The organism is Frankia sp. CeTa3Moorea (assembly GCF_978021225.1).
Genome location: NZ_CDXDOR010000001.1, coordinates 58,960 through 82,988 on the forward strand (window position 1 = coordinate 58,960; position 24,029 = coordinate 82,988).

General features: G+C 70.3%; 20 protein-coding genes. 6 read left to right on the plus strand and 14 right to left on the minus strand.

What is annotated here, in order from left to right:
- Positions 1-128 precede the first annotated feature (128 nt).
- From egtB to egtD, 3 genes are read left to right on the plus strand one after another with little or no spacing between them, the layout of a single operon-like run.
- Positions 129-1,499 carry an ergothioneine biosynthesis protein EgtB gene (egtB, locus tag AC08OV_RS00295; protein WP_476613904.1) on the plus strand — a complete coding sequence of 457 codons (1,371 nt, stop codon included), beginning with the start codon at positions 129-131 and terminating at the stop codon, positions 1,497-1,499.
- Between the two features lie 30 nt (positions 1,500-1,529).
- Positions 1,530-2,267 carry an ergothioneine biosynthesis protein EgtC gene (egtC, locus tag AC08OV_RS00300; RefSeq protein ID WP_462187115.1) on the plus strand — a complete coding sequence of 246 codons (738 nt, stop codon included), beginning with the start codon at positions 1,530-1,532 and terminating at the stop codon, positions 2,265-2,267.
- A 43-nt stretch (positions 2,268-2,310) separates the two neighbouring features.
- Complete coding sequence (gene egtD, locus AC08OV_RS00305; protein WP_476613896.1) at positions 2,311-3,390, plus strand: L-histidine N(alpha)-methyltransferase; 1,080 nt, start codon at positions 2,311-2,313, stop codon at positions 3,388-3,390.
- A 66-nt stretch (positions 3,391-3,456) separates the two neighbouring features.
- Here the strand turns inward: egtD and ilvD are convergent, their stop codons facing one another.
- From ilvD to AC08OV_RS00370, 13 genes are all read right to left on the minus strand, one after another.
- Positions 3,457-5,310, minus strand: coding sequence for a dihydroxy-acid dehydratase (gene ilvD / locus AC08OV_RS00310; RefSeq protein ID WP_476613903.1), 1,854 nt, complete (start codon positions 5,308-5,310; stop codon positions 3,457-3,459).
- Between the two features lie 197 nt (positions 5,311-5,507).
- On the minus strand, positions 5,508-6,251 hold the full coding sequence (locus AC08OV_RS00315) for a hypothetical protein (RefSeq protein WP_476619114.1): 744 nt from the start codon (positions 6,249-6,251) through the stop codon (positions 5,508-5,510).
- Between the two features lie 27 nt (positions 6,252-6,278).
- Positions 6,279-6,626: an antibiotic biosynthesis monooxygenase family protein gene (locus AC08OV_RS00320; protein ID WP_476613151.1), complete on the minus strand. Its 348-nt coding sequence runs from the start codon at positions 6,624-6,626 to the stop codon at positions 6,279-6,281.
- A 165-nt stretch (positions 6,627-6,791) separates the two neighbouring features.
- The gene (gene dnaB / locus AC08OV_RS00325; RefSeq protein WP_476613150.1) at positions 6,792-8,150 is read right to left on the minus strand and encodes a replicative DNA helicase; all 1,359 of its coding nucleotides are present in this window, start codon (positions 8,148-8,150) and stop codon (positions 6,792-6,794) included.
- A gap of 600 nt (positions 8,151-8,750) precedes the next feature.
- Complete coding sequence (gene rplI, locus AC08OV_RS00330; protein ID WP_011438873.1) at positions 8,751-9,197, minus strand: 50S ribosomal protein L9; 447 nt, start codon at positions 9,195-9,197, stop codon at positions 8,751-8,753.
- A gap of 9 nt (positions 9,198-9,206) precedes the next feature.
- Positions 9,207-9,443: a 30S ribosomal protein S18 gene (rpsR, locus tag AC08OV_RS00335; protein ID WP_011438874.1), complete on the minus strand. Its 237-nt coding sequence runs from the start codon at positions 9,441-9,443 to the stop codon at positions 9,207-9,209.
- Positions 9,444-9,493: 50 nt separating this feature from the next.
- Positions 9,494-10,042 (minus strand): single-stranded DNA-binding protein, encoded by a 549-nt coding sequence (locus tag AC08OV_RS00340; protein WP_476613149.1) that lies wholly within the window; start codon positions 10,040-10,042, stop codon positions 9,494-9,496.
- A gap of 63 nt (positions 10,043-10,105) precedes the next feature.
- Positions 10,106-10,432 carry a 30S ribosomal protein S6 gene (rpsF, locus tag AC08OV_RS00345; RefSeq protein ID WP_476592884.1) on the minus strand — a complete coding sequence of 109 codons (327 nt, stop codon included), beginning with the start codon at positions 10,430-10,432 and terminating at the stop codon, positions 10,106-10,108.
- 250 nt (positions 10,433-10,682) lie between these two features.
- Positions 10,683-11,009 (minus strand): hypothetical protein, encoded by a 327-nt coding sequence (locus AC08OV_RS00350; protein WP_476613152.1) that lies wholly within the window; start codon positions 11,007-11,009, stop codon positions 10,683-10,685.
- Positions 11,010-11,331: 322 nt separating this feature from the next.
- Positions 11,332-12,465, minus strand: a complete 1,134-nt coding sequence (locus AC08OV_RS00355) for a hypothetical protein (protein ID WP_476619115.1) — start codon at positions 12,463-12,465, stop codon at positions 11,332-11,334.
- A gap of 16 nt (positions 12,466-12,481) precedes the next feature.
- Positions 12,482-14,368: a glycosyltransferase family 87 protein gene (locus AC08OV_RS00360; protein ID WP_476613147.1), complete on the minus strand. Its 1,887-nt coding sequence runs from the start codon at positions 14,366-14,368 to the stop codon at positions 12,482-12,484.
- Positions 14,369-14,414: 46 nt separating this feature from the next.
- Positions 14,415-17,150 (minus strand): transglycosylase domain-containing protein, encoded by a 2,736-nt coding sequence (locus AC08OV_RS00365; protein WP_476613146.1) that lies wholly within the window; start codon positions 17,148-17,150, stop codon positions 14,415-14,417.
- A gap of 752 nt (positions 17,151-17,902) precedes the next feature.
- Complete coding sequence (locus tag AC08OV_RS00370) at positions 17,903-18,310, minus strand: DUF5318 family protein (RefSeq protein ID WP_462187469.1); 408 nt, start codon at positions 18,308-18,310, stop codon at positions 17,903-17,905.
- A gap of 565 nt (positions 18,311-18,875) precedes the next feature.
- On the opposite strand from AC08OV_RS00370, the gene AC08OV_RS00375 reads away from it, so the two are divergent.
- The 3 genes from AC08OV_RS00375 to AC08OV_RS00385 all read left to right on the plus strand — a co-directional run bounded on the left by AC08OV_RS00375 (position 18,876) and on the right by AC08OV_RS00385 (position 22,448).
- Positions 18,876-19,709 carry a PadR family transcriptional regulator gene (locus AC08OV_RS00375; RefSeq protein ID WP_476613145.1) on the plus strand — a complete coding sequence of 278 codons (834 nt, stop codon included), beginning with the start codon at positions 18,876-18,878 and terminating at the stop codon, positions 19,707-19,709.
- A gap of 116 nt (positions 19,710-19,825) precedes the next feature.
- Positions 19,826-20,899, plus strand: coding sequence for an inositol-3-phosphate synthase (locus AC08OV_RS00380; protein WP_476592878.1), 1,074 nt, complete (start codon positions 19,826-19,828; stop codon positions 20,897-20,899).
- Between the two features lie 160 nt (positions 20,900-21,059).
- Positions 21,060-22,448, plus strand: coding sequence for an MFS transporter (locus AC08OV_RS00385; RefSeq protein ID WP_476613144.1), 1,389 nt, complete (start codon positions 21,060-21,062; stop codon positions 22,446-22,448).
- On the opposite strand, the gene AC08OV_RS00390 is transcribed toward AC08OV_RS00385, so the two are convergent.
- Entirely contained in the window at positions 22,429-23,955 is a 1,527-nt protein-coding gene (locus AC08OV_RS00390; protein WP_476613143.1) for a CCA tRNA nucleotidyltransferase, read from the minus strand. The genes AC08OV_RS00385 and AC08OV_RS00390 overlap by 20 nt on opposite strands.
- Positions 23,956-24,029 lie beyond the last annotated feature (74 nt).

Below are 24,029 nucleotides of genomic sequence, written 5' to 3' on the forward strand. Positions count from 1 at the left end.
ACCCGGCCGACCCGGCCGACCCAGCCGACCGGGAGACCGCCGCCGCCCAGGAGGCGATGCCGACCCAGGAGGCGATGCCGACCCAGGAGGCGATGCCGACCCAGGAGGCGATGCCGACCCAGGAGGCGATGCCGATCACCGCCGACACCGTCGCCGACGCCCTCCGGGCCGCGCGCCGGCGTTCACTCACGTACACCGACATCGCCGCGGAGGATCTCCTCCGCCAGCACTCGCCGCTGATGTCCCCGCTGGTCTGGGACCTCGCTCACGTCGGCAACTACGAGGATCTCTGGCTGGTGCGCGCGCTGGCCGGCGGCACCGGGACGCGGCCGGGGCTCGACGACATCTACGACGCGTTCCGGCACAGCCGCGCGAGCCGCAGCCGACTGGCCCTGCTCGGCCCCGCCGAGACCAGGGCGTACCTGCACGAGGTCCGCGGCCGCACCCTCGACCTCCTCGACCGGTTCGGACCCGACCGGTTCGGACCCGACCGGTTCGGACCGGTGGCCGGCGCCACCGCGGAAACCGCTGCCGTACCGGAGCGGGAACGGCTGCTCGCCGACGGCTTCGTCTACGGCATGGTCGTGCAGCACGAGCACATGCACGACGAGACGATGCTCGCCACGCACCAGCTCCGCCAGGGACCGCCGGTACTCGCTCCCGGCGCGGCGCCACCGCCCGGCCGCCGGGTGCCGCGGCCGGAGGTCCTCGTGCCGGCCGGCGAGTTCACCCTCGGCACCAGCACCCATCCCTGGGCCTTCGACAACGAGGGTCCCGCCCACCGCGTCCACCTCCCCGCGTTCTGGATCGACACCATCCCCGTCTCCAACCGGGCGCAGATCGCCTTCATCGACGCCGACGGCTACGACGACGAGCGGCTCTGGTCGGCGGCGGGATGGGAATGGCGCCAGACGGAGGGCCTGAGCGCGCCCGCGTTCTGGTGGCGCGAGGGCGGCACCTGGCTGCGCCGCCGGTTCGGCCGGGTCGAGCCGGTTCCGCTCGACGAGCCGGTCCAGCACGTGTGCTGGTACGAGGCCGAGGCGCATGCCCGCTGGGCCGGCAAGCGGCTGCCGACCGAGGCCGAGTGGGAGAAGGCCGCCGCCTACGACCCGGTCACCGGACGTTCACGGCGGTATCCGTGGGGGGACACCGATCCGACTCCGGAGCGTGCCAACCTGGGCAACCGGACGAGCGGCCCGGCCCCCCTGGGGGCCTATCCCGCGGGCGCGAGTCCCTGCGGAGCCGAACAGATGATCGGGGACGTCTGGGAATGGACGGCGAGCGGGTTCACGCCGTACCCGGGCTTCGCGTCTTATCCCTACCGGGAGTACAGCGAGGTCTTCTTTCCGAAGGCCGGGCGGGAGTCGTCCTTCCGCGTCCTGCGCGGGGGCAGCTGGGCGACGGACGCCGTCGCCGTCCGCGCCACGTTCCGGAACTGGGACTACCCGATCCGCCGGCAGATCTTCGCCGGATTCCGGCTGGCCCGCGACGCCGGGTGACGAGCGAGCACGTGTGCGAAGGAGACCTCGGTGTGTCGGCACCTCGCCTGGATCGGAACGCCACGGACCCTGGCGGGGCTGACCCTGGAGCGTCCGTACAGCCTGCTGCGCCAGTCGTGGTCGCCGAGGCGGATGCGCCACGGCACGGTGAACGCCGACGGGTTCGGAGTCGGCTGGTACGCCCCGGCACTGCGGGCGGCGCCGGCCCGGTTCCGCCGGGCCGTGCCGATGTGGACGGACGCCTCGTACGCCTCGATCGCCGGCGCGGTCGCCTCCGGCTGCGTGCTGGCGGCCGTGCGTAGCGCCACCGTCGGCATGCCGGTCGAAGAGAGCGCGACGGCTCCCTTCACCGACGGCCACCGGCTGCTCAGCCACAACGGCCGGGTCGACCCGGTGGCCGTCCGGCGGATGCTGCGCGACCGGCCCGACGCTCCGGTCCCGGACTCGACGTGCGACTCCGCGCTGCTCGCCGCGCTGGTGTGGGAGCGCGCCGGGAAGCGTCCACTCGCCGAGGCGGTCGCCGAGGTCGTGCTGTCGCTGGACGCGGCGGGTCCGGGCGAGCGGGCCCGGCTGAACCTGCTGGTGGTGGATGGAACCCAGATCGTGGCGACCGCCTGGCGGGACAGCCTGTCATACCGGATGGAGAAAGATGGAGTCCTGGTCGCAAGCGAACCAGACGATGACGAACCGGGCTGGGTGGACGTTCCGGACCATCACCTCCTGGTAGCCGACACACACCAAGTCACTCTTCGTAACATGATCTCCTAGATCGGTTACCGTGGGTTGCACCACGTTGATGGAGGGCACATCCATGACACCAAGGACTCCGACAACCGCCCGGGCGGATGATGCCGTCCCTGAGGGGACGGGCGCGAACGGCACGGCGGAGATCCCGTTCCCGGGCCTCTCCGTCGACCGCCACCTGCACGAGTCGGATCGCACCGTCACGCTGGCCCGCGACGTTCTCGCCGGCCTCACCGCGAGCCCCCGCGAGCTGCCGCCGAAGTGGTTCTACGACACCACCGGCGGCATGCTGTTCGACAAGATCACCCGGTTGGCGGAGTACTACCCGACCCGGCGGGAACGGGCCATCCTGGTCAGTTACGCCGACGAGATCGCGGCGGCCTGTCCGGCCGACACCCTCATCGAGCTGGGATCGGGAACCTCCGACAAGACCAGGCTGCTGCTCGACGCGCTGCGGGCGGCCGGTAACCTCCGCCGCTTCATCCCCTTCGATGTCGACGAGGCAGCCCTGGTGCGGGCGGGTCGCGGGATCCTCACCACCTACCCGGGGCTCTCCGTGGCGGCCGTGGTCGGGGACTTCGAACGGCATCTGCACCAGCTGCCCCGAGGTGGCCACCGGCTGCTCGCCTTCCTCGGCGGCACGGTTGGCAATCTGCGCCCCGCGCAGCGGCAGAACCTCCTCCGTACGCTGCGCGGGCAGGCCGAGAGCTCCGACGCCCTGCTGCTGGGAACGGACCTCGTCAAGGACGTCGACCGCCTCGTCGCCGCGTACGACGACGGTGCCGGGGTCACCGCCGCCTTCAACCGCAATGTACTGACGGTGATCAACCGGGAGCTCGGGGGCGACTTCGACATCCGCGGATTCGCGCACGTGGCGATCTGGAACGCCGAGAACTCCTGGATCGAGATGCGGCTACGTTCCGTTCGGGAGCAGCGCGTCTCGATCGCGGCCCTCGCCGTCACGGCCGACTTCCAGCCGGGCGAGGAGATCCTCACCGAGATCAGCGCCAAGTTCACCCTGGACGGCATCGCCTCGGAGCTTGCGCTGGCGGGCTGGGCGGTGGCGCGGCAGTGGACGGATCCCGACGGGGATTTCGCCGTAACGCTCGCGACGCCGTCGTCCGCCCCCGCCGCCGTCCCGGTCTGAACCCGTCCCGGTCCGAGCCCGTCCCGGTCCGAACCCGGTCCGAGCCGGGCCCGCTCGGACGCCTCGTCAGCCGCCGAGCAGACCGACGTCGCGCGCGGCACCGGTGGAGGCCGAGGTCGCCATCGCCGCATAGGCCCGCAGCGCCATGGACACCGGCCGCTCCCGCCCCGTGGGACGGTAGCCGCCGGCCGCCTCCAGCGCCGCGCGTCGGCTCGCCAATTCCTCGTCGGAGACCACGAGCTCCAGCCGGCGGGCCGGGATGTCGATCTCGATGATGTCCCCGTCGCGGACCAGGGCGATCGTCCCGCCGTGGGCCGCCTCCGGGGAGACGTGACCGATCGACAGTCCGGAGCTCCCGCCGGAGAACCGGCCGTCGGTGATCAGAGCGCACTTCGGGCCGAGACCGCGACCCTTGAGGAACGCGGTGGGGTAGAGCATCTCCTGCATCCCCGGGCCACCGCGGGGGCCCTCGTAGCGGACGATGATCACATCCCCGGCCTTGACCCGCCCGGTGAGGATGGCGTCGACCGCCTCCTCCTGGCTCTCGACCACGAGCGCCGGGCCGCGGAAGGCCCACTGGCTCTCGTCCACGCCGGCCGTCTTCACGACGGCGCCCTCGATGGCCAGGTTGCCGAACAGCACCGCGAGCCCACCCTCGGCGGAGTAGGCGTGCTCGACCGAACGGATGCAGCCGTCTCTGGCGTCGGTGTCGAGGGTGTCCCACCGATTGGTGGAGCTGAACGGCTCAATCGTGCGCACGCCACCCGGCGCCGCGTGGAACAGCTCGATCGCGCCCGGCGAGGGGCTCGGGCCGCGGACGTCCCAGCGGTCGAGGAACTCGCGCAGGCTCGCCGAGTGCACCGTGTGCGGGTCCGGGTCGAGCAGCCCGGCCCGGTCGAGCTCGCCGAGGATCGCGGGGATGCCGCCCGCCCGGTGGACGTCCTCCAGGTAGTAACGGGTGGAGCTCGGCGCCACCTTGCACAGGCAGGGGACGGTGCGGGAGATCCGGTCGATGTCGGCGAGGGTGATGTCGACGCCGGCCTCGACAGCGGCAGCCAGCAGATGCAGCACGGTGTTCGTCGAGCCGCCCATCGCCACGTCGACCGCGAAGGCGTTGCGGAAGGCGGCGGCGGTCGCGATCGACCGGGGCAGGACCGCCTCATCGTCCTTCTCGTAGTAGCGCCGCGCCAGGTCGACCACGAGACGCCCGGCCTCGACGAACAGCTCACGGCGGGCGGCGGCGGTGGCCAGGGTCGACCCGTTGCCGGGCAGGGACAGCCCGATCGCCTCGGTCAGGCAGTTCATCGAGTTCGCCGTGAACATGCCGGAGCAGGATCCGCACGTCGGGCAGGCCGAACGCTCGATCATCGACAGGTCGCCGTCCGAGATGTCCGGGTTGACCGCCGCCGACATCGCGGTGATGAGGTCCAGCCTGGACCGGGCCGTGCCGCCGGAGATGACCGCATTGCCCGACTCCATCGCCCCGCCGGAGACGAACACGGTCGGGATGTTCAGCCGCAGTGCCGCGAGCAGCATCCCCGGGGTGATCTTGTCGCAGTTGGAGATGCAGACCAGGGCGTCGGCGCAGTGGGCGTTCACCATGTACTCGACGCTGTCGGCGATGAGCTCACGGGACGGCAGCGAGTAGAGCATCCCGCCGTGCCCCATCGCGATGCCGTCGTCCACGGCGATGGTGTTGAACTCGCGCGCCACCCCACCGGCCTCGGCCACCGCCCCGGCCACCAGCGGGCCAAGGTCACGCAGGTGCACATGCCCCGGAACGAACTCGGTGAAGCTGTTGGCCACGGCGACGATCGGCTTGCCGAAGTCATCGTCGGTCATCCCGGTCGCGCGCCACAGGGCGCGGGCGCCGGCCATGTTCCGGCCGTGGGTGGTGGTACGGGAGCGCAGGGCGGGCATCTCGACCTCGAAGATCAATTCAACGGCGCTGCTGGCGGGGACCGCCGGCACTGGCAGACGATGACACGACGGTACGCCACCGCACGGACGGGTCCAGCCGGCCGTGTCGCGGGGCCCGGCCAGCCGGGCGGCGAACGGCGAGCGACGGGATCAGGGGCCAAAGACCAGGGATGAGACCCGGAATCAAGGACCCGGAATCAGGAATCAGGGCCCGCTTCGGCGGGGGGCGGGGACGGGGGCGCGTCGGGTGGTAGATCCCCCAGTCTGGGCCCGCTGGGCGGAACGGCCCAGGGGTAGCCGGCGATCCGCCGACCGGCCCCGCGGTCGCTGTCCGGCGCCGGTGGACGACCCGCAGGCCCCGGCTGATACCCCGACCGATGCCCCGACTGGCTGGGGCGACCGGGATCACCCGCCCCGCCTGCCGGGTCGTCTCCTCCCCCGCCCGGGCCGGGCTGATCCGGCCGCGTAGGCGAATATCCGGCGGCCTCGGGATACCCGGACGGACCTCGCGCGACCGGCCCGGTCTGCGGCCTGGGGGGGTACGGGTGGCCGGGCTGATGCGGATAACCCGACGGCACCGGTGGACCGGGATAACCCGGCTGCCCCGGCTGGACCGGGCCGTCACGGCGCATGCTCGCCACCTGCCGCGTGCCCAGTGGCCGGTGCCGGCGCCACTGCCGCCGGACAGCCCAGACGAGGGCCAGGGATGCGACGGCGCCGGCCGCCGGCGCGACGTCGTGGCCGGCGTCCAGCACCAGCAGGTAGAGGGCCATCAGCCCGCTGAAGACGTAGCCGGTGACGAAGAACGCGAAGGGCCGCAGGTTCAGCCGGCTCACCACGTCCGTGTTCCGAAGCAGGATCGCCGGTACCAGCCAGATGAGGAAACCGAAGAAGAGCGCCGTGAGCGGCGCGAAAAACAGGTACCCGAAGAACGCTGTCATGATCAGAAGTCCGGCGGTCGTCGAGGGTCAGGCCGGGTCGGGACCGGCGGGGACGTCCGCGCTGTGCGCCACCGTCGGGGTGCCGTCGAAGTACGGGCCGAGGGCGGCGCGCCAGCGGGCAAACCGCTCCGACTCCCGGAAGTTCGTCAGATGGGCGTCCAGGCTGTCCCACTCGACGAGCAGCACGAAACTCGACGGTGACTCGACCCCCCGGGTCATCCGCGCGGAACGACAGCCCGGCGTGCCGACGAGCTCCGCACGCACCCCGTGATACGCGGCGACGAAATCGTCTTCGCTGCCCGGTTTGATGTCGAACCGGGCGACTTCGAGGACCGCTCCGGCGGGCTGCCCGCCGTCCCGCCCCTCACTCGCCATGGATGATCCTGAAACTCATACCGCCCAGTCTGGCACCATCGGAAGATCGCGGTCCGCCAACATGGACCATGACCACGCCAAACACACCCGGGCGCCCACCCGGCCCGCCGCCGGGCCGCTGGCGCTCTCCACCCGTGGGCCTCGTCCCGCCCCCGGGCCGAGAATTCAGTTCGCCATGTCGACGAACCGTGAGTAATGGCCCTGGAAGGCGACGGTGACGGTGCCGGTCGGCCCGTTGCGGTGCTTGGCGATGATGAGGTCCGCCTCGCCGGCACGCGCCGACTCCTTCTCGACCGTGTCCTCCCGGTACAGCAGGATCACTGCGTCGGCGTCCTGCTCCAGGCTTCCGGACTCGCGCAGGTCGGAGACCTGGGGACGCTTGTCGGCCCGCTGCTCGGAGGCGCGGTTGAGCTGGGAGATGGCGACCACCGGAACGTCGAGCTCCTTGGCGAGCAGCTTCAGCGACCGCGAGATCTCGCTGACCTCCTGCTGACGGTTCTCCACCTTCTTGGGCGACGACATCAGCTGCAGGTAGTCGAGGATCACCAGGCGCAGCTCGTTGCGCTGCTTCAACCGCCGGGCCTTCGCCCGGACCTCCATCATCGTCAGGTGCGGGCTGTCGTCGATGAACAGCGGGGCCGCCGCGACCTCGCCTATCCGGCGGGCCAGGCGACCCCAGTCGTCATCGGTGAGCCGGCCCGTGCGGATGTTCTGCAGGGACACCCGCGCCTCCGCGGACAACAGCCGCATGGTGATCTCCATGCGGCTCATCTCCAGCGAGAAGATGACCGACGCCATCCCGTTCTTGATCGACGCCGCCCGGGCGAAGTCCAGGCCGAGGGTCGACTTGCCCACGGCCGGCCTGGCCGCGACGATCCACAGCTGGCCGCCGTGCAGGCCGTTGGTCAGCTCGTCGAGGTCGACGAAACCGGTGGGCACCCCGGTCAGCGAACCGTCATGCCCCTGGATGGACTCGATCTCCTCCAGCGCCGGGTTGAGCAGCTCCCCCAGCGGCAGGTAGTCCTCGTTCGTCCGGCGCTCGGTCACCTCGTATACGGCCGCCTGGGCGCGGTCGACGACGTCGCTGACGTCCGGAGCCGCGCCGTAGGCGAGCTGCACGATGCGGGTGCCGGCCTCCGCGAGGCGGCGCAGGACCGCCTTCTCCGCGACGATACGGGCGTAGTACCCGGCGTTGGCCGCGGTGGGCACGCTCGAGATGAGGGTGTGCATGTAGGCCGGACCGCCCACCCGCTCGAGCAGATCGCGGCGGCCGAGCTCGGCGGCGACGCTGATGACGTCCGCAGGCTCCCCCCGGCCGTAGAGATCGCCGATGACCTCGTACACGAGGCCGTGCGCGGGACGGTAGAAGTCACCCGTCTGCAGAACCTCGACGACGTCGGCGATGGCGTCTTTCGACAGCAGCATGCCGCCGAGCACGCTCTGCTCGGCGGGCAGGTCGTGCGGAGGAGTCCGGTCGAACTCCGTACTCCCACCGGAACCACGCGAGATCTCGGTGACGCTCACGACGCACCCTCCCGGGACTCCCGTAGACCCGCATTCGAACGTATGTTCGTACAGATCGGAATCGCTGTCAACGGACCGCTCCGCCCCCGGTCAGCCGGGAGCTCCCAGCAGGGACCGGGCGGGCGGCCTCCGGTGAGCCTCTCGCCGGGCGCCGCCCGCGTCACCGAAGGAGACCTGGCCCGATCAGGCTAGAAGTACCTTCCTCAGTCTGGAGGGTCCGACCTTACGGACCGGCGGGCACCCCCACCAAAAAGTTATCCACAGGCCCTTGTGGAAAAGCTGTGGGCAACCGGCCGGAACCTGGGGAGGACATCGGGACGGAAACCGGAAACCTGTGGACACCCGAGACCACAGCCTCGACGAAACCCAGCTGGCAGGCGCCCGCATCGCGAGTGCCCTGTGGATAAGAAAAAGTTTCGGATCTGCTCGTCGCCCCTTGCCCCACGCACAACGAACTCCCCTGGCCGGCCGCCTGAGACGGTCGGCCAGGGGAGCCGGTACAGCGAGCGCGGCGGTACAGCGGGAGAAACGGCGGACGCCGCCGTCAGACCCGCCCGGCCTCGGGCCCATCCGGCCGCGATCAGGCCCGCCCAGCCCTGGTCAGGCCTGCGTGACCTGGAGCTTCACGGTCGCGGTCACCTCGGGGTGCAGATGCACGGCGACGGTGTAGGCGCCCAGGGACTTGATCGGCGTGGTGAGCTCGACACGGCGCCGGTCGAGCTCGGGGCCACCCGCGGCGGTCACCGCCTCCACCACGTCGGCCGCCGTTACGGAACCGAACAGGCGGCCTTCCTTGCCCGCCCGGCTGGTCAGCTCGACCTTGAGGCCACCGAGCTGACCGGCGATCTCCTGAGCGTGCCCGAGATCGCGGACCGCGCGGGCCGACCGGGCCCGCTTGATCTGCTCGACCTGACGCTCCGCGCCCTTGGTCGCGAGGATCGCGTACCGGCGGGGCACGAGGTAGTTGCGCCCGTACCCGTTCGCGACCTCCACGATGTCACCCGGGCTACCGAGACCGGGGACCTCCTGGGTCAGGATGAGCTTCATCACCACCCCCTACCGGGCCGAGGCGGTGTAGGGCAGCAGCGCCATCTCGCGGCTGTTCTTCACCGCCGTCGCCACGTCGCGCTGGTGCTGGCTGCAGTTACCGCTCACCCGACGGGCCCGGATCTTGCCCCGGTCGGAGATGTACTTGCGCAGCAGCGAAGTGTCCTTGAAGTCGATGTAGTCGACCTTGTCCTTGCAGAAAACGCAAACCTTCTTCTTGGGCTTGCGCACGGCCGCCTTGGCCATGGGTGTGCTCCTACCTCGTTGTGTCGTTCGCGAGGACGACGACCGGCCGCTCAAAACGGTGGCTCGTCGGAGTAGCCGCCGGCCGGTTGCGACCAGGGGTCATCGATGGGTGCTCCACCACTACCGCCGCCGTAGCTGCCGGCCGGAGCGCCCGCGGGAACACCGGCGGGGGCGCCGGGGGGGGCGCCGTAGCCGCCTCCGCCACCGCCCCCGTAACTGCTGCCACCACCGCCGCGCGCGGCCTTGACGACCTTGGCGGTGGCGTAGCGCAGGCTCGGGCCGATCTCGTCGACATCGAGCTCGATCACGGTACGCTTCTCACCCTCGCGGGTCTCGAACGACCGCTGCTTGAGGCGGCCGGTGACGATGACCCGAGCGCCCTTCTGCAGCGACTCGGCGACGTGCTCCGCCGCCTGGCGCCAGATGGAGCAGCGCAGGAACAGCGCCTCGCCGTCCTTCCACTCGTTGGTCTGGCGGTCGAGGGTGCGCGGCGTGGAGGCGACGGTGAAGCTGGCGACCGCGGCACCGTTCGGGGTGAACCTCAGTTCGGGGTCGTTGGCTAGGTTGCCGACGACAGTGATGACGGTTTCACCAGCCATGGGCACTCTCCCGGAGATCGGCGGCCCACGACGGCACGGGGACTGCCGTCGCCGCGGACCGGATCACGCCGCCGCCCGGCGGCTCTGACGTGGCTTCTTCGGCTCTGGAAGCCGGATGACCTTGGTGCGGATGACCGACTCATTGAGGACGAGCTGACGGTCGAGCTCGGCGACGACGTCGGGCTCCGCATGCAGGTCGATGACGGCGTAGATGCCTTCGTAACTCTTGGCGATCTCGTAGGCGAGCCGGCGCCGGCCCCAGACATCGACCTTCTCCACCACGCCGCCGCCCTGACGGACGACACCGAGGTACTGGTCGAGAGAGGGCGCGACGGTGCGTTCCTCGAGGTCAGCATCGAGGATCACCATGAGCTCATAATGACGTGCCAAGACTGAACCCACCTCCTGTGGACTCTGGCGGCCACGGATCTTCCGCGGCAGGAGGGACCGCGACCGGAACCTGTGCCGTCTCGAACGTGCTCGACGCGATGGATCCGAGAGGGGACCGCCCGTCAGCACATCCGGACGATCATCAGTGCACGAGGGCCACCCGGAAGCGCACCGACCAATCATGACGAGTGGTCGGCCTGGACCAGCGGATGGACACACGTACGCCGGCGCACGGTATGTCCAGCCGAGCTTACTCGATTCCTCCGGGGGCCCTGGCGGCCCCGACCACGAGAACCACGCGAAGCCACGCCGTGAACACCCCGGCGAGGCAGACGAGGTTCACCGTGATCAGGAGGCCACGCATGTGCCGGGAGGGGGAGGGGTCCGCGAGGGCGAACACAAGCGCCGCGAGCGCCGCGGCGACCGCGACCACCGCGAGCATGCGGGCAGCCGGCCGCGGACCGACGCGCCCGGACCCGGAACCGCCGTGGCCGCCCGGGGAAGAGTCGTGGCCGTCCCCGGACGGGTCGCCGCCGACGTCCCCGGTGCCGGGCTGACCCGGCTGGGCATCCTGCATGTCCACAGCATCGCCTCCCGTAGTCCCAAACGCCGAAGGCGAGGTGACGGAAACCCCGCACGGCGCCCCATGCCAGGGGCTCCCGCACGGCGCCAAAGGCGCCGCCCAACCTCGACGGCTCCCCCAGGAACCTCGCCGAAGGCGAGGTGACGGAAACCCCGCACGGCGCCCCATGCCAGGGGCCCCCGCACTGCGCCGAAGGCGCCGCCCAACCTCGACGGCTCCCCCAGGAACCTCGCCGAAGGCGAGGTGACGGAAACCCCGCACGGCGCCCCATGCCAGGGGCCCCCGCACTGCGCCGAAGGCGCCGTGCGGGGAAAGGCTAGTCCACCCACTGCCCCTGCGTGAAGGCGACGACCAGGGCTGCCATGATCGGTGTACAGATACAGAGATATACCGACTGTACCCAGCTCTGCCGCGCGGCGGCTCGCGCGAGCATCAGATACAACGGAAAGGCCACCAGAATTCCACGGATTCCCGATGCATAATAATTCGTGCAGGCCATTATCGCGGTCATCACGCCGAGGAAAGTCGCCTCACCCCACCGTCTCCCGGCCAGCAGGATGATGGTCAGCAGCACCCCGACGACCACCGCGAGCAGTTCCCCGCGCCAGAACCAGACGAAGGTCGACGCACCGTTGCCATCCGTGGCCGATGCCCAGGTGGCGGCCCAGCCCGACCAGGGCCAGTCGAGGCCTCGGTGCCAGCCGTCCCGCATCGCGTCCGTGTAGGAGCCCCAGCCCCCGGTGCGAATCCTGAGATAGCCCAGATAGGCGAGGACGGGGATGGGTGGAAGCCCCAGCGACAACGCCGGCCAGGCGAACACCGGGAGGCCGGCGGAGCGCCGGCTCGCGACGTACTGCACGGCCAATGCGATCCCGAAGGGAATACCGCTGATCCTGGCGGATGCTGCCCCGGCGCCCAGCAGGCCGGCCAACCACCAGCGGCGGCGGCGTGCCGCCAGCCAGGACGCCGTAGCGAACCCGAGGAAGATACCCTCCGAGTAGGCGGCGAACAGGAACACCGCGTAGGGGAAGCAGATAAGGCTGAGGACGGCGAACCGCGCCGCGGGCTTGCCGACCTCGTCCGCGGCCAACCGCCACAGCGCGGCGACCGCGACCGCACCGGCGAGGAACGACACGACCAGACCCGCGACGATCCAGTCCGGAACGACGATATGGACGATCCGCATCGCGATCGGGAGGCCGGGAAAGTCGACTTCTGTCCGGTCCGAGTAGGCGGGGGAGAGATAGCCGTACCGGGCGACCTTCGTGAACAGGCCGACATCCCACCGGTCCCAGAGCGTGCGCAGGCCGGGAGCGTTTCGCGCCGGCGCCGAGGTAAGGGCCCGCGCGGCAGCGAGCGCCAGCAAGGCGACCGCGACCCGGCTCCCGAACCAGATCGGCAGCGTGGCCCGGACCGGCTCCGGCAGCCGGGCCCAGGCCGCTCGGACCATCCCCGGCCCGGTCGGATCATGCACCGCCAGGCCCGGCCCCGTCGGCGCTGCCGGCGGCCGGGCCACCGTCCGGCTTACCGGTGGCCGCCGCCACCCACGCCGGCCGGCCGCCGCGGGCATCGGGGGCATGGTCCAGCACCCCGCCCGCAGGGTCGTCGACGGCGTCCGGATCGCCGGCGGCAGCAGAGCCGACCGCGACACGCGGATCACCCGGGTACGCCATTCCGCCGGTCCGCACGATGTCGGTATGCGGATGCAGGATCTCCCGGACGACGAATCCGGCCAGGACGAGCAGCACCAGGTCGCGCAGGGCCACCGCGCCGACGAACCATCCCCGGTCGATGCCCTGACGACCATGCGTGTCGTTGTAGATGAAGTGCATGAATCGGGTGAACAGGACCCACGCCTCGCAGGCCTGCCACAGCAAGAACAGCCGCCATCGGGGCCGAGCCAGTGCCGCCAGCGGTAGCAGCCAGATCGTGTACTGGGGTGAGAAGACCTTGTTGGTCAGCAGGAAGGCGACGACGAGCAGGAACAGCACCTGCGGCAGGCGGGGCCGGCGCGGTGCGAGCCAAGTGAGCAACCCGATGGCGATCACCGAGACCAGCAGGGCCGCCCCAGTGATGATGTTCAATGTGGAGATGGGCAGGCCGTTGTCCCGCAGGCCCTGCAGGATCATCGGAAGGGCGACGACGATCGTCACCCAGCCGGCCGCGGCCGCCACGATGACCAGCCGGCGCGCATCGGGCCGATGATGGATCGCGGCCGCCGCCACCGCGACGAGGACGACGGCGGTGAACGCGGAGACCACCAGGTGCAGCGCTCCGAACCAGGCCGGGTCGTAGCGGCCGGCAAGCCAGGTCGCGCCGAACGCCAGCGAGTCCCAGTCGGCGCCGCGGTCGGAGTTCAGGTCGAAAAACCGGGCGATGGCGTTGCGGGCCTCGTCCGGACCACCACCGACCAGTCGGGTCCAGTCACCACCTCGCCAGAAGGTCGACCAGATGCTGTCGCCGACGCGGGCGTTCTCCGCGTTGAAGTAGCCGGCGGTCAGCCACAGCGGGACGATGACCACCAGCACCGTCACCGCCGCCGCACAGACGGTCCGGGCCAGTTCGCGCAGCCTCCCGGCCCGAAGACAGAGGAAGGCCAACCCGAGCAGGAACAGGGCCGGATAGAGCTTCGTGAGGATGCCGAGCCCGATCAGCATCCCGGCGAGCTTCGGAGCCCGCCTGGACCAGGCGAGCAGGCCGCCTGCCGAGAACGCCACCGCAATGATGTCCCAGTTCGTCAGCAGATGCAGCACGAGGGTCGGCGCCAGCGCGAACAGAGCGGCGTCCCAGATCCGCCTCAATCCGGCCGTCAGCGCCGTGCAGCACACCGCGACCGAGGCCACGATCAGGAACAGCAGGGCGGTGAGGTCGTAGAAGACGGCCGACCGCATGTCCATCGTGTAGTGGTCGAAGACACGCTCACCGTTCTCCTCCCGGTAGACCGCCCGCGGTCCGTCCGCGAGACCGGCCGGCCAGGCGACAAGCTGCATGGTGGCGCCGATCAACGGCGGGTATTCCGTCGGGTAGTCCAGATAGGGGATCTTCCCGTCGACCAGCCCCTCCTGGCTGTACAGCGCGACGATGTCGGAGTAGCACAACGCCGTGTACTGGTGCTCATGCGTCCAGTTCCGGGTATCCCGGCAACTGATCTTCTGGGTATAGCCGAGGACCCCAGCCACGATGACCATCGCCATCAGCACCCGCAGCGGGGTCAGCCAACCACGCCGGTCGGGCACGACCGCGTGCTCACCCGGCGGCCCACCAATGAGCTGGCTTGCCCCCGCGACGACCGGGTCCTCCCGGGCCGGGCTGACGCGGACGGGGGACGCCGGGGACAGGGCCATGCCCGTCATTCTCGCCCCATGACAGCCCATGACAGCACTGAACTCGACCTCCCGGTCAACTGAACGGGTCGGAGAAGATCCCCGTCTGTCGAGCTGGCCGGCCCTGCTGGCCGGCACCCTGCTGACCACTGCCGTTGCCATTGCCGTCGCCGTTGCCGTTGCCACTGGGGTTCAGGAGATCGCCCAGGTTGAGCCCGGTATCGCCGGGCTGGCTCGATGGGGCGCTCGGCGCCGGGGTGGGTGTGGGAGTCGGCTCGGGCTCGTTATCCTGCACGAGGCCACCGAAGGCCGGCGAATCGAACTTCGACGGCGACACCCCCGTCAGCGCGGCGTCCATGAACGCCTTCCACACCTTGGCCGGGTAGTTACCTCCGTAGACGCCCTTGTCGGCACCGGGAATGCCCTTCAACACGTCCTGCTCGGTGCCCTTGCCCCGGAACATGTTCACGCAGGACGCGATTTCCCTGGTGTATCCGCAGAACCAGGCCGACCGGAAGTTGCTCGACGTCCCGGTCTTGCCGGCGGCCTCGCGCCCGCCATCCAGCCGGGCCCGCTTCCCGGTGCCGCTCGGATCCGTCAGCACGCTCTGCAGGGCGTACGTGGCGTCGCGGGCCACCGCGGCCGGGATGACCTGCTTCGCATCCGGGGTACCCGAGTAGATCACCTGCCCCTTGCCGTCGAGCACCTTGTCGACGATGTGCGGCGTGGCCCGCACTCCGTTGCCGGCGAGGGTCGCGTAGACCGCGGTCATGTCCACCGCGCGCACGTCGTCCTGGCCCAGGGTGATACCCGCCTCGTTGCGAAGCTGAGTGCTGGTCGGGATGCCAAGGTCGCGCGCGGTCTTGACGATGTTCGAGACGCCGATGTTCTGCCCCAACGGTACGTACACCGTGTTGATGGAGCCCGCCGTCGCCTCGATGAGATCCTTGTACCCGAGATCACCCGGCTCGCCCTCGTCGTTGCTGACCACGTAGTTCCCCGGCAGCGTGATCTTGGCGGGAGCGGCGAAGGTCGACTTGAGGTTGATGTTCTGGCGCAGCGCCGCGACCAAGGTGATCGTCTTGAAGGTGGAGGCGGACTGCACCCGCGCCCCTGACACGTTGTCGACGTACTGCTCGTGGCCCTGTGCGTCCTTGCCGTAGAGCGACCCACCGTACCAGGCGAGGATCCTGCCGGTCCCGGGTTCTACCGCGGTGAGCCCGGTACGCAGATCCGGCACTGCGGCGTACGCCGGGCCCAGCACGTCGCTCACCGCCTGGAAGGCCTTGAACTGCCGCCCCTTGTCGATCGTGGTCGTGATGCGCAGTCCACCGCGGTTGATCTGGTCCTCGGTGATCTTCCCGACGGTCGTAAGCTCACGTTTGACCTGGTTGCGGATGTACGCGATCTGATCGGACGAGGCGGCGGCGTCCTCCGCCTTCGCGGCCACGGGTGGGGGGCTCTGCTGGGCGAGTTCCGGCGGAGCCCAGCCCTCGGCAACCATCGTCGCGACCACGTCGTGCCAGCGGTTCGCCGCCGGACCCGGGTTCTTGGCCGGGTCGAGGTAGTTGGGTGATCGGATCAGGCCCGCGATGACCGCCCCCTGAGCGGGGGTGAGTTTGGCCGCCGAGGTGTTGAAGTAGGCCTTCGCCGCCGCTTCGATACCGTAGGCGCCCCGGCCGAAGTAGATCGTATTCAGGTAGAACTCCAGGATCTGTCCCTTGGAGTACTTCTGGCCCAGCTTCACCGCGAGCACGATCTCGCGCATCTTGCGGGTGAAGGTCCGCTCCTGCGACAGGTACGCGTTCTTGGCGTACTGCTGGGTGATGGTCGAACCACCCTGCAGCTCCCCGCCGGTGAGGTTCACGTAGAGCGCCCGGGCGATGCCCTTGGGAGAGATACCGGGTTCGTGATAGAAGTTCTTGTCCTCGGCCGCGAGCACCGCGTGCTGCAGGTCCATGGACACTTCGGCGAGCGGCACGTCGGTGCGGTTCACGGTGCCGATCCGGGCAAGCTCCTCACCGTTGTCCTGATGCGAGCCGGCCGGCGGTCCGTAGAAGATGATCGACGTCTGGTCGGTTTTCACCTCGGCAGGCAGCGGGACCTGGGTCGCCGCGTAGATGACGCCGATGCCGGCGACGAACAGGAGAAGGCCGGAGAAGAAGCCGGCGAAGACCAGACGGCGCATCCAGCGCGGGCGCTGTCGCCACCACATCGGGCCGTGTCGCCCCTGGCCCGGCCGGGGGGCCTTCCCGTTGCGGCGCCCGGTTCCTCCCGGCCCGCCCGGGGCACCCATCTCCGCCCGGGAGGATCGGCCTGGTCCAGCCCGGCCTGGACCGGTCCGGCGGGGCTCGATCCGATCCGCACCCGGTCGCCCACCCGCCATCCGGCGGGTAGCGGCCGATCCACCTCCCTCCCGTGCCCGGGTCCGGACGGCCATCAGCTCGGTAGCGCGGGTGAGGTCGCGCCGACCGGCCACCTGCCGAGCGGGCGTCACCTCGGTCATGCGGTCGCGGTCCGACACCCCGTTGCGGCGGCCGTTCCGGGAGTCCCGCTCCGGCGTCACCTTGTGGTAGATGGTGGCGTCCACGGTGCGTTCCCGGACATCGACCCGCCGTAGGGCCTCCTGGTCGACGGTGTCGTACAGGGTGTTGACCTCGGCGGCCGGCCGGTCCGGCCCACGGTCGGGGACGCCACGGTCAGAGGCGGTCCGATCGGAGAACCCACGGCCGGGAACCCGCCTGGTGGGGGCCGCCCGACCGGATGGCGCGCCGCCTCCTCGGCGACGACCGGTCGCCTCGCCAACGGGCATGCCGGGACGACCACTGGACGGTTCACGGCCGGGCACGTCGGACTTCCCGACGCCGCGGTCCGGCACCCACCCCCCGGCGGCGGGACCGGCACCCCGACCGGTCCTACCATCCGGCGGCATGTTCGTCCTCGCCGCGGCGGGGGGAGCCGCGGGTGGCACGAGAGCGGTGCGCTCCCCTCGCCCGCCGGTGGGCCGGCCCGCTGGCGGCACCAGCCGGCGTCCCTGGACGTGGCCTGCCTGGGCCTGGCCTGCCTGGGCCTGCTCCGGCCGCCGGGCGCAGTCCGGGGGTACCCGGTCCGCGGTTACCCGGGACTGGCCGTCCGGGTTAGGCCATGCTCGGTCAGGTACAGGACCACCCCGACTAGAGCCCTGATCGTAGGGAGAGCTCACCAACCGCTCCATCCGTCGCCGCGGGACTCCCCGGTACCCGGACCGCCGCAGGAGACGGGCCGGCGCCCCCAACCATCACCGGAGGTCCGATTTCCACAGGATCCACAGGATCCACAGAACCGGCCCGTCTCGGCCCGGACCATGCACGATCCCGGCGACCACCGGTCCACCATCGGACCGGGGCCGACCACGTGATGTTCGCTCACTCGCCGCATTCACCCGACGAGGCTGTGACGAGGTCAGCCCATGGCGGATGCCACGCCAGGACCTGCCATGAGACCCACATGGCAGACCAGGATCTCACGCCGGATTCCGCCCCCTCGCGCAGGGCGTCCTTCGCGCCTCTCGGGGACGACCAGCCGTCAGCGGTCCGCGGTCCGCCGCCGGGCCTGCTTCTTCGCCTTCGGCTCCCCCGTCCCGATCACATAAGAAGTGACCAGGTGGTTCCAGCCGCAGGGCGGACACACCTCCACCACATAGACCTGCAGCTCGCTGTACCTCGATGCGAGCATGGGGAGCTCCCTGGTGATGCGGGCCCGGCCGGAGCTCTCCCCGAGCTCGTCGCCGTAGGCGTAGGTGACATGGATGAGTGGATCGCCGCCTCGGCAGACCGGACATCGCTTCGTGGTCCGCTCACCGTGGTACCTGGCCGCCCGCAGCAGATAAGGATGCGCGTCACAGGCATCCAACGGCGAGATTCTGCCCGCGAAGAGATCCGCCAGCGTCGCCCGGCGGGCGAGCGCGTAGTCGATGACCGACCGCGGACGCATGCCAGCAACGGTACGCCGGAGTCGGCTTCCAGACAGACGGTCCAGACAGCCGGTCCGGACAGCCGGTCCGGACAGCCGCCAAACCGTCTCCCGCCTCACATCCCGGCTGTGAGCCGGATGACAGTGTGAGCCCGCCCGCACCGGGATCTGGCCGCGCGGGATGGTCTCCGGCCACCGACGGGACCGTCGGACAGCGTCCGCCCCGGGCGGCCACCGGCCCCTTCCGGGGCGCGGATCTCGGCCGATTATCCCCTGGCAGCCGGGGTTTTCCACGCTCCACAGGCTCGGGGAACACCCTCGCCAGGGCGCGACGCCCGTTCGGCGGCCGGTGGGTCCATCGATGGTCCGGCCGGGGTCGGGATGCACCAGCAGAGCGCCTATCTGTCATCTCCCGGTCGCTGACTGGTCATTCCTGGTTGCGGTACTCGTCCCGCGACGCCTATCCTCGATGTATCGCTTCGATATGTCGAGACGATCGTTCCGCGAGCCGTGGCGGCCAGCCACCACGGCTCGCGGAACGACCGGCGGCGCGTCGCGGGGCATCACGGTCGAGGAGGGGTGGATCATGCTGGAGCTGGCGGTCCTCGCCCTGCTCTCCGAGAGCCCTATGCACGGCTATGAACTGCGCAAACGGCTCGCGGCGCTGCTCGGCGCGTTCCACCGGTTCAGCTACGGCTCGCTCTATCCCTGTCTGCGTCGTCTCGCGTCCGCCGGATACGTCACCGCGGACGACGTCAGCGCCGCGGGCCGTCTCGGCGGGCGCAGCCGGGTCGTCTACACCCTGACGGGCGAGGGCAAGGAGAAGCTCGCGGACCTGCTGGGCGAGGGCGGACCGTCGTCCTGGGAAGACGAGATGTTCGGCGTGCGCTTCGTCTTCTTCTCGAAGACGGACGCCGCTGTCCGCCTCCGCATCCTCGAAGGTCGCCGCGGGCGGCTCGAGGAGCGCCGGGAGAAGGTTCGGTCGGCCCTGACCCGGACCGTCGAGCGTTTCGACTCCTACACACTCGAGTTGCAGCGCCACGGCCTGGAATCGGTCGAACGTGAGGTCCGCTGGCTGAACGAGCTGATCGAGACCGAACGCGCCGGCACCCCCACCGGCACCCAGGGACCACAGTTGTCCACAGGATCCACAGGTTTGTCCACAAACCCGTCCACAGGATCCGTGCAGCCGGGGGCACCCGTCGTCGGACCGGCCCGCCCAAGCGGGCCGGGAAGCCCTCCGGCGCAGGCGGACCGCCAGGCCGACCCGCGCGCGCGGGAGGGCGGCACACCTGCCGACGGCGACGCGCACCTGAATGTAAACGTGAACAGGCGTGGCCGGAGCAGGCATGCCCCGCGGACAGCCGGCCAGGACCCCGACGGCCAGGACCCCGACCGCGAGGTCCCGACCACCCGATGAACGTCATCCCGTAGCGGGTCCCTGTTCCCGACCAGCATGATCGGGAATGCCGCGGCGGAGCTGTATGCCCCAGATGACCCATTTCCACGAAGATCTCAGCTAAGGAGCAGACCGTCATGGGCTCGGTACGTGTCGCCATTGTCGGCGTGGGCAACTGCGCTGCCTCGCTGGTCCAGGGGATTGAGTACTACCGCGATGCCGACCCGTCGGCCCAGGTCCCCGGGCTGATGCACGTGCGGCTGGGCGAGTACCACGTCTCGGACCTGACATTCGTCGCCGCGTTCGACGTGGACGCGAAGAAGGTCGGCCGCGACCTCTCCGAGGCCATCGTCGCCAGCGAGAACAACACCATCAAGATCGCTGATGTCCCGCCGCTCGGGGTCACCGTCGCCCGCGGGCACACTCTCGACGGCCTCGGCCGCTACTACCGGGAGACCATCGAGGAGTCGGACGAGCAGCCGGTCGACGTCGTCGCGACCCTGCGGGAGACCCGTGCCGACGTGCTCGTCTGCTACTTGCCGGTCGGTTCCGAGGACGCCGCGAAGTTCTACGCCCAGTGCGCCATCGACGCCGGCGTCGCCTTCATCAACTGCCTGCCGGTGTTCATCGCCGGGGTGCCCGAGTGGGCGGAGAAGTTCCGCGCGGCCGGCGTGCCGATCGTCGGCGACGACATCAAGTCACAGGTCGGCGCGACCATCACCCACCGGGTTCTGGCGAAGCTCTTCGAGGACCGCGGCGTGATCCTGGATCGGACCATGCAGCTCAACGTCGGCGGCAACATGGACTTCAAGAACATGTTGGAACGCGAGCGGCTGGAGTCCAAGAAGATCTCCAAGACGCAGGCCGTGACCTCCCAGGTCTCTCACGACCTCGGCAGGGACAACGTGCACATCGGGCCGTCGGACTACGTCGCCTGGCTAGACGACCGCAAGTGGGCCTATGTCCGCCTTGAGGGACGTGCCTTCGGCGACGTGCCGCTGAACCTCGAGTACAAGCTTGAGGTGTGGGACTCCCCCAACAGCGCCGGGGTGGTCATCGACGCGGTGCGCTGCGCCAAGATCGCGCTCGACCGGGGCATCGGCGGCCCGGTCCTCTCCGCCTCCTCCTATTTCATGAAGTCCCCGCCGGAGCAGTACCGCGACAACGAGGCCCGGGACAGGGTGGAGGCATTCATCCGCGACGAGGGCTGATCGAGGGCTGATTTCTCGTCGTCCTCATCTTTCTCGTCGGGTCCTCCTCGTCGGATCGGCCGGCCAGCGGACCCGGTCGGAAACACAGGTGTCCGGCAGCCCGGAGGGGGCGGCCGGACCTTGTGCCCGGAGTCGATCAGTCTGGTCCTAGGCTGACGACGTGGCCCGGGCGGAGAACCTTCGTGAGCTGCTGCACGGCCGTGGGTTCCGGATGCTCTACGCATCCAGACTCACCTCCCAGGCCGCCGACGGCGTCTTCCAGGCGAGCCTCGTCAGCTATGTGCTGTTCTCCCCCGAACGGGCGACCTCGGCGGCGGCCCTGGCCGCGTCACTCGCGATCGTCGTGCTGCCGTTCAGCGTCATCGGACCCTTCGCCGGCATCGTGCTCGATCGCGTGTCCCGCCAGCGGGTTCTGGTGGTCTGCTCACTCGTCCGGATGCTGTTGATGGGCATCCTGGTCGCTCTGATCGCCACCGGCCGGACGGGCGTCGACTTCTACGCGGTGGCACTGGCGTCGGTGAGCATGAACCGCTTCGTGCTGGCGGCGCTGTCCGCCGGGCTCCCGGTCGTGGTCGGCCTCGACCGGCTCGTCACGGCGAACGCCCTGTCCGTCACCTCCGGCACCGTCGCGACGCTCGCCGGAGCCGGTGTCGGCAGCGGACTGCGCGGGCTGATCGGCGGCGAGGACGGGACGGTGGCGTTCGTCGCCGGTCTGGCAGCTTTCACCTACCTTGTGGCCGCCGTCACCGCGGCGCGGGCGGGGCGGAGCGACTTCGGTCCGCTGGAGACGGTGGCCTGGCAGGGCGCCTGGGCGCAGACCACCCAGGTCGTCGCCGACATGCTTGACGGCGCCCGCTATCTGGTGAACCACGGGCCGGCCCGGCGGGCGCTCGCCGCCCTCACCACCTCGCGAGCCGCCTACGGCCTGATCCTCGTGATGACGGTGTTGCTGTATCGCAACTACTTCACCGGCCCGGAAGGCGGGCTCGCGGGGCTCGCCGCCGTCGTTGCCGCCAGTGGGGCCGGCACGGTCGGCGCCGCGGTCGCGACTCCCCACGTCACGGGGCGCATGCCGAAGTCGAGCTGGATCGCCCTCGTCCTGGTACTCGGCGGGGTTGTCGAGGTCGCGCTCGGGCTGCCCTTTTCCTCGACGCTGTTCATCGTCGCGGCAGCATTGCTCGGGTTTTCCGCACAGGCCAGCAAGATCTGCGTGGATACCATCGTGCAGGAGGAGACCGACGACGCCTACCGCGGTCGCGCCTTCTCGCTCTACGACCTGCTGTTCAACGTCGCCTTCGTGGCCGCCGCGGCGGTGGCCGCCGTGGTCCTGCCGGACGAGGGCCGGTCCGTTCCGGTGGTCCTAGTGGCCGGGGCCGGCTACGCGCTCGCCGGGATCCTGTACTACCGGGCCGCCCGCCGCCATCCGGAAGACCGGATCATCCGTCACATCGGCGACCCCAGATCGGCACGGTCGGCCGACCACCCTGGCCCGGACGGCCGGCCCGGCCCGGACGGCCAGCCCAGGCCGGTCACCCCCGCCGAGGCGTGAGCTCACCGGGAACGGGCGCCTCACCGGGAACGGGCGCCTCACCGGGAACGGGCACCTCGTGCTCCCGGGCCCACCGGAACAGCTCGGCCTCGGCGGCCTCCCGGCCGACGATCCCGTGCTCGAAGCGGAACTCCAGCATGTGCGACCGGGCCTGACCCACCAACCGGGACGGTGACAGCCCCAGCAGCGCCATGATGTCGTCCCCGGAAAGCTCCGGCCGGATCGCGGCGATCTCCTCGCGCGCGGCGAGCTCGGCGATCCGCTCCTCGAGCGAGTCGTACGTCCGGGACAACGCCGCGGCCTTGCGCCGGTTGCGGGTCGTGCAATCCGAGCGGACCAGCTTGTGCAGCCGGGAGAGCTGGGGACCCGCGTCGTGCACGTAGCGGCGTACGGCGGCGTCGGTCCACTCGCCCGCCCCGTAGCCGTGGAAGCGCAGGTGCAGGTAGACGAGCCGGCAGACCGCGTCGGTCACGTCCTTGGGGAAGTGCAGCGCCGCGAGCCGACGGCGGGTCAGGTCCCGGCCGACGACCTCATGGTGGTGGAAGGACACCCGCCCGCCCGCCATGTGCCGACGGGTCCGCGGCTTGCCGATGTCATGCAGCAGCGCGGCCCAGCGCAGCACCTCGTCCGGTTCCCCCGGCTCCTCCAGGATCATCGCCTGACGCAGCACCGTCATGGTGTGGGCGTAGACGTCCTTGTGCTGGTGGTGCTCGTCGATCTCCATCCGCATGGCGGACACCTCAGGCAGCACGATGTCGGCGATCCCGACCTCGACCAACCGCTCCAGACCGGCGACCGGGTCGGGAGCCAGCATGAGCTTGCGCAGTTCGTCGCGGACCCGCTCGGGGGAGACGATCGCGAGCCGATCGGCCCGCGAGCGCATCGCCGCGACCAGCTCGGGTACCGGGGTGAGGCCCAGGGCCGCCTCGAACCTGGCGGCCCGCAGGAGGCGCAGCGGGTCGTCGTCGAACGACGCCTCGGGGCTTGCGGGGGTACGCAGCACGCCGCGGGCGAGATCTGTCATCCCGCCGAACAGGTCGACGAAGTCATGGCCGGGCACGGACACCGCCATCGCATTCACGGTGAAGTCCCGCCGGGACAGGTCCGCCTCCAGGCTGTCGCCGTAGGTCACGGCGGGGTTGCGGGACTGCCGGTCGTACGCCTCGCTACGGTAGGTGGTGATCTCGAACCGGACACCGTGCCGAGCGAGCCCGACCGTGCCGAAGGCGATTCCGGCCTCCCAGGTCGCCTCCGCCCATCCTCGGGTGATCTCCAGAACCCGCTCGGGGCGAGCATCCGTGGCGAAGTCGAGATCGGCTGGTGCGGCCCCGGACACGGCGGACGCCGGCCGGCCGAGCAGGGCGTCCCGTACCGAACCACCGACGAGGTGAAGGAGGTGACCGTTCGCGGTGAAGACGCGACCGAGCTCATCGGCGGCCGGCGGCACCCTCAGCAGCTCACTCACCACCCGTTCGGCCGAGTCTCGCGGATTGTCCAGACTGATCACTGACACACCTTCAGGTTACGGCCTCACCGCCCATGATCCGGTACGTGGATCCAAAACAATGATCATGATTTCTC

Coding starts and splice junctions, on each gene's coding strand:
- rpsR (WP_011438874.1), bottom strand. CDS start 9,443: ATGGCCAAGGCGGCCGTGCGCAAGCCCAAGAAGAAGGTTTGCGTTTTC.
- rplI (WP_011438873.1), bottom strand. CDS start 9,197: ATGAAGCTCATCCTGACCCAGGAGGTCCCCGGTCTCGGTAGCCCGGGT.
- AC08OV_RS00315 (WP_476619114.1), bottom strand. CDS start 6,251: ATGACAGCGTTCTTCGGGTACCTGTTTTTCGCGCCGCTCACGGCGCTC.
- AC08OV_RS00370 (WP_462187469.1), bottom strand. CDS start 18,310: ATGCGTCCGCGGTCGGTCATCGACTACGCGCTCGCCCGCCGGGCGACG.
- AC08OV_RS00380 (WP_476592878.1), top strand. CDS start 19,826: ATGGGCTCGGTACGTGTCGCCATTGTCGGCGTGGGCAACTGCGCTGCC.
- AC08OV_RS00375 (WP_476613145.1), top strand. CDS start 18,876: ATGCTGGAGCTGGCGGTCCTCGCCCTGCTCTCCGAGAGCCCTATGCAC.
- egtB (WP_476613904.1), top strand. CDS start 129: ATGCCGATCACCGCCGACACCGTCGCCGACGCCCTCCGGGCCGCGCGC.
- AC08OV_RS00340 (WP_476613149.1), bottom strand. CDS start 10,042: ATGGCTGGTGAAACCGTCATCACTGTCGTCGGCAACCTAGCCAACGAC.
- ilvD (WP_476613903.1), bottom strand. CDS start 5,310: ATGCCCGCCCTGCGCTCCCGTACCACCACCCACGGCCGGAACATGGCC.
- AC08OV_RS00365 (WP_476613146.1), bottom strand. CDS start 17,150: ATGCCCGTTGGCGAGGCGACCGGTCGTCGCCGAGGAGGCGGCGCGCCA.
- egtD (WP_476613896.1), top strand. CDS start 2,311: ATGACACCAAGGACTCCGACAACCGCCCGGGCGGATGATGCCGTCCCT.
- AC08OV_RS00360 (WP_476613147.1), bottom strand. CDS start 14,368: ATGACGGGCATGGCCCTGTCCCCGGCGTCCCCCGTCCGCGTCAGCCCG.
- AC08OV_RS00355 (WP_476619115.1), bottom strand. CDS start 12,465: ATGGTCCGAGCGGCCTGGGCCCGGCTGCCGGAGCCGGTCCGGGCCACG.
- AC08OV_RS00320 (WP_476613151.1), bottom strand. CDS start 6,626: ATGGCGAGTGAGGGGCGGGACGGCGGGCAGCCCGCCGGAGCGGTCCTC.
- AC08OV_RS00350 (WP_476613152.1), bottom strand. CDS start 11,009: ATGCAGGATGCCCAGCCGGGTCAGCCCGGCACCGGGGACGTCGGCGGC.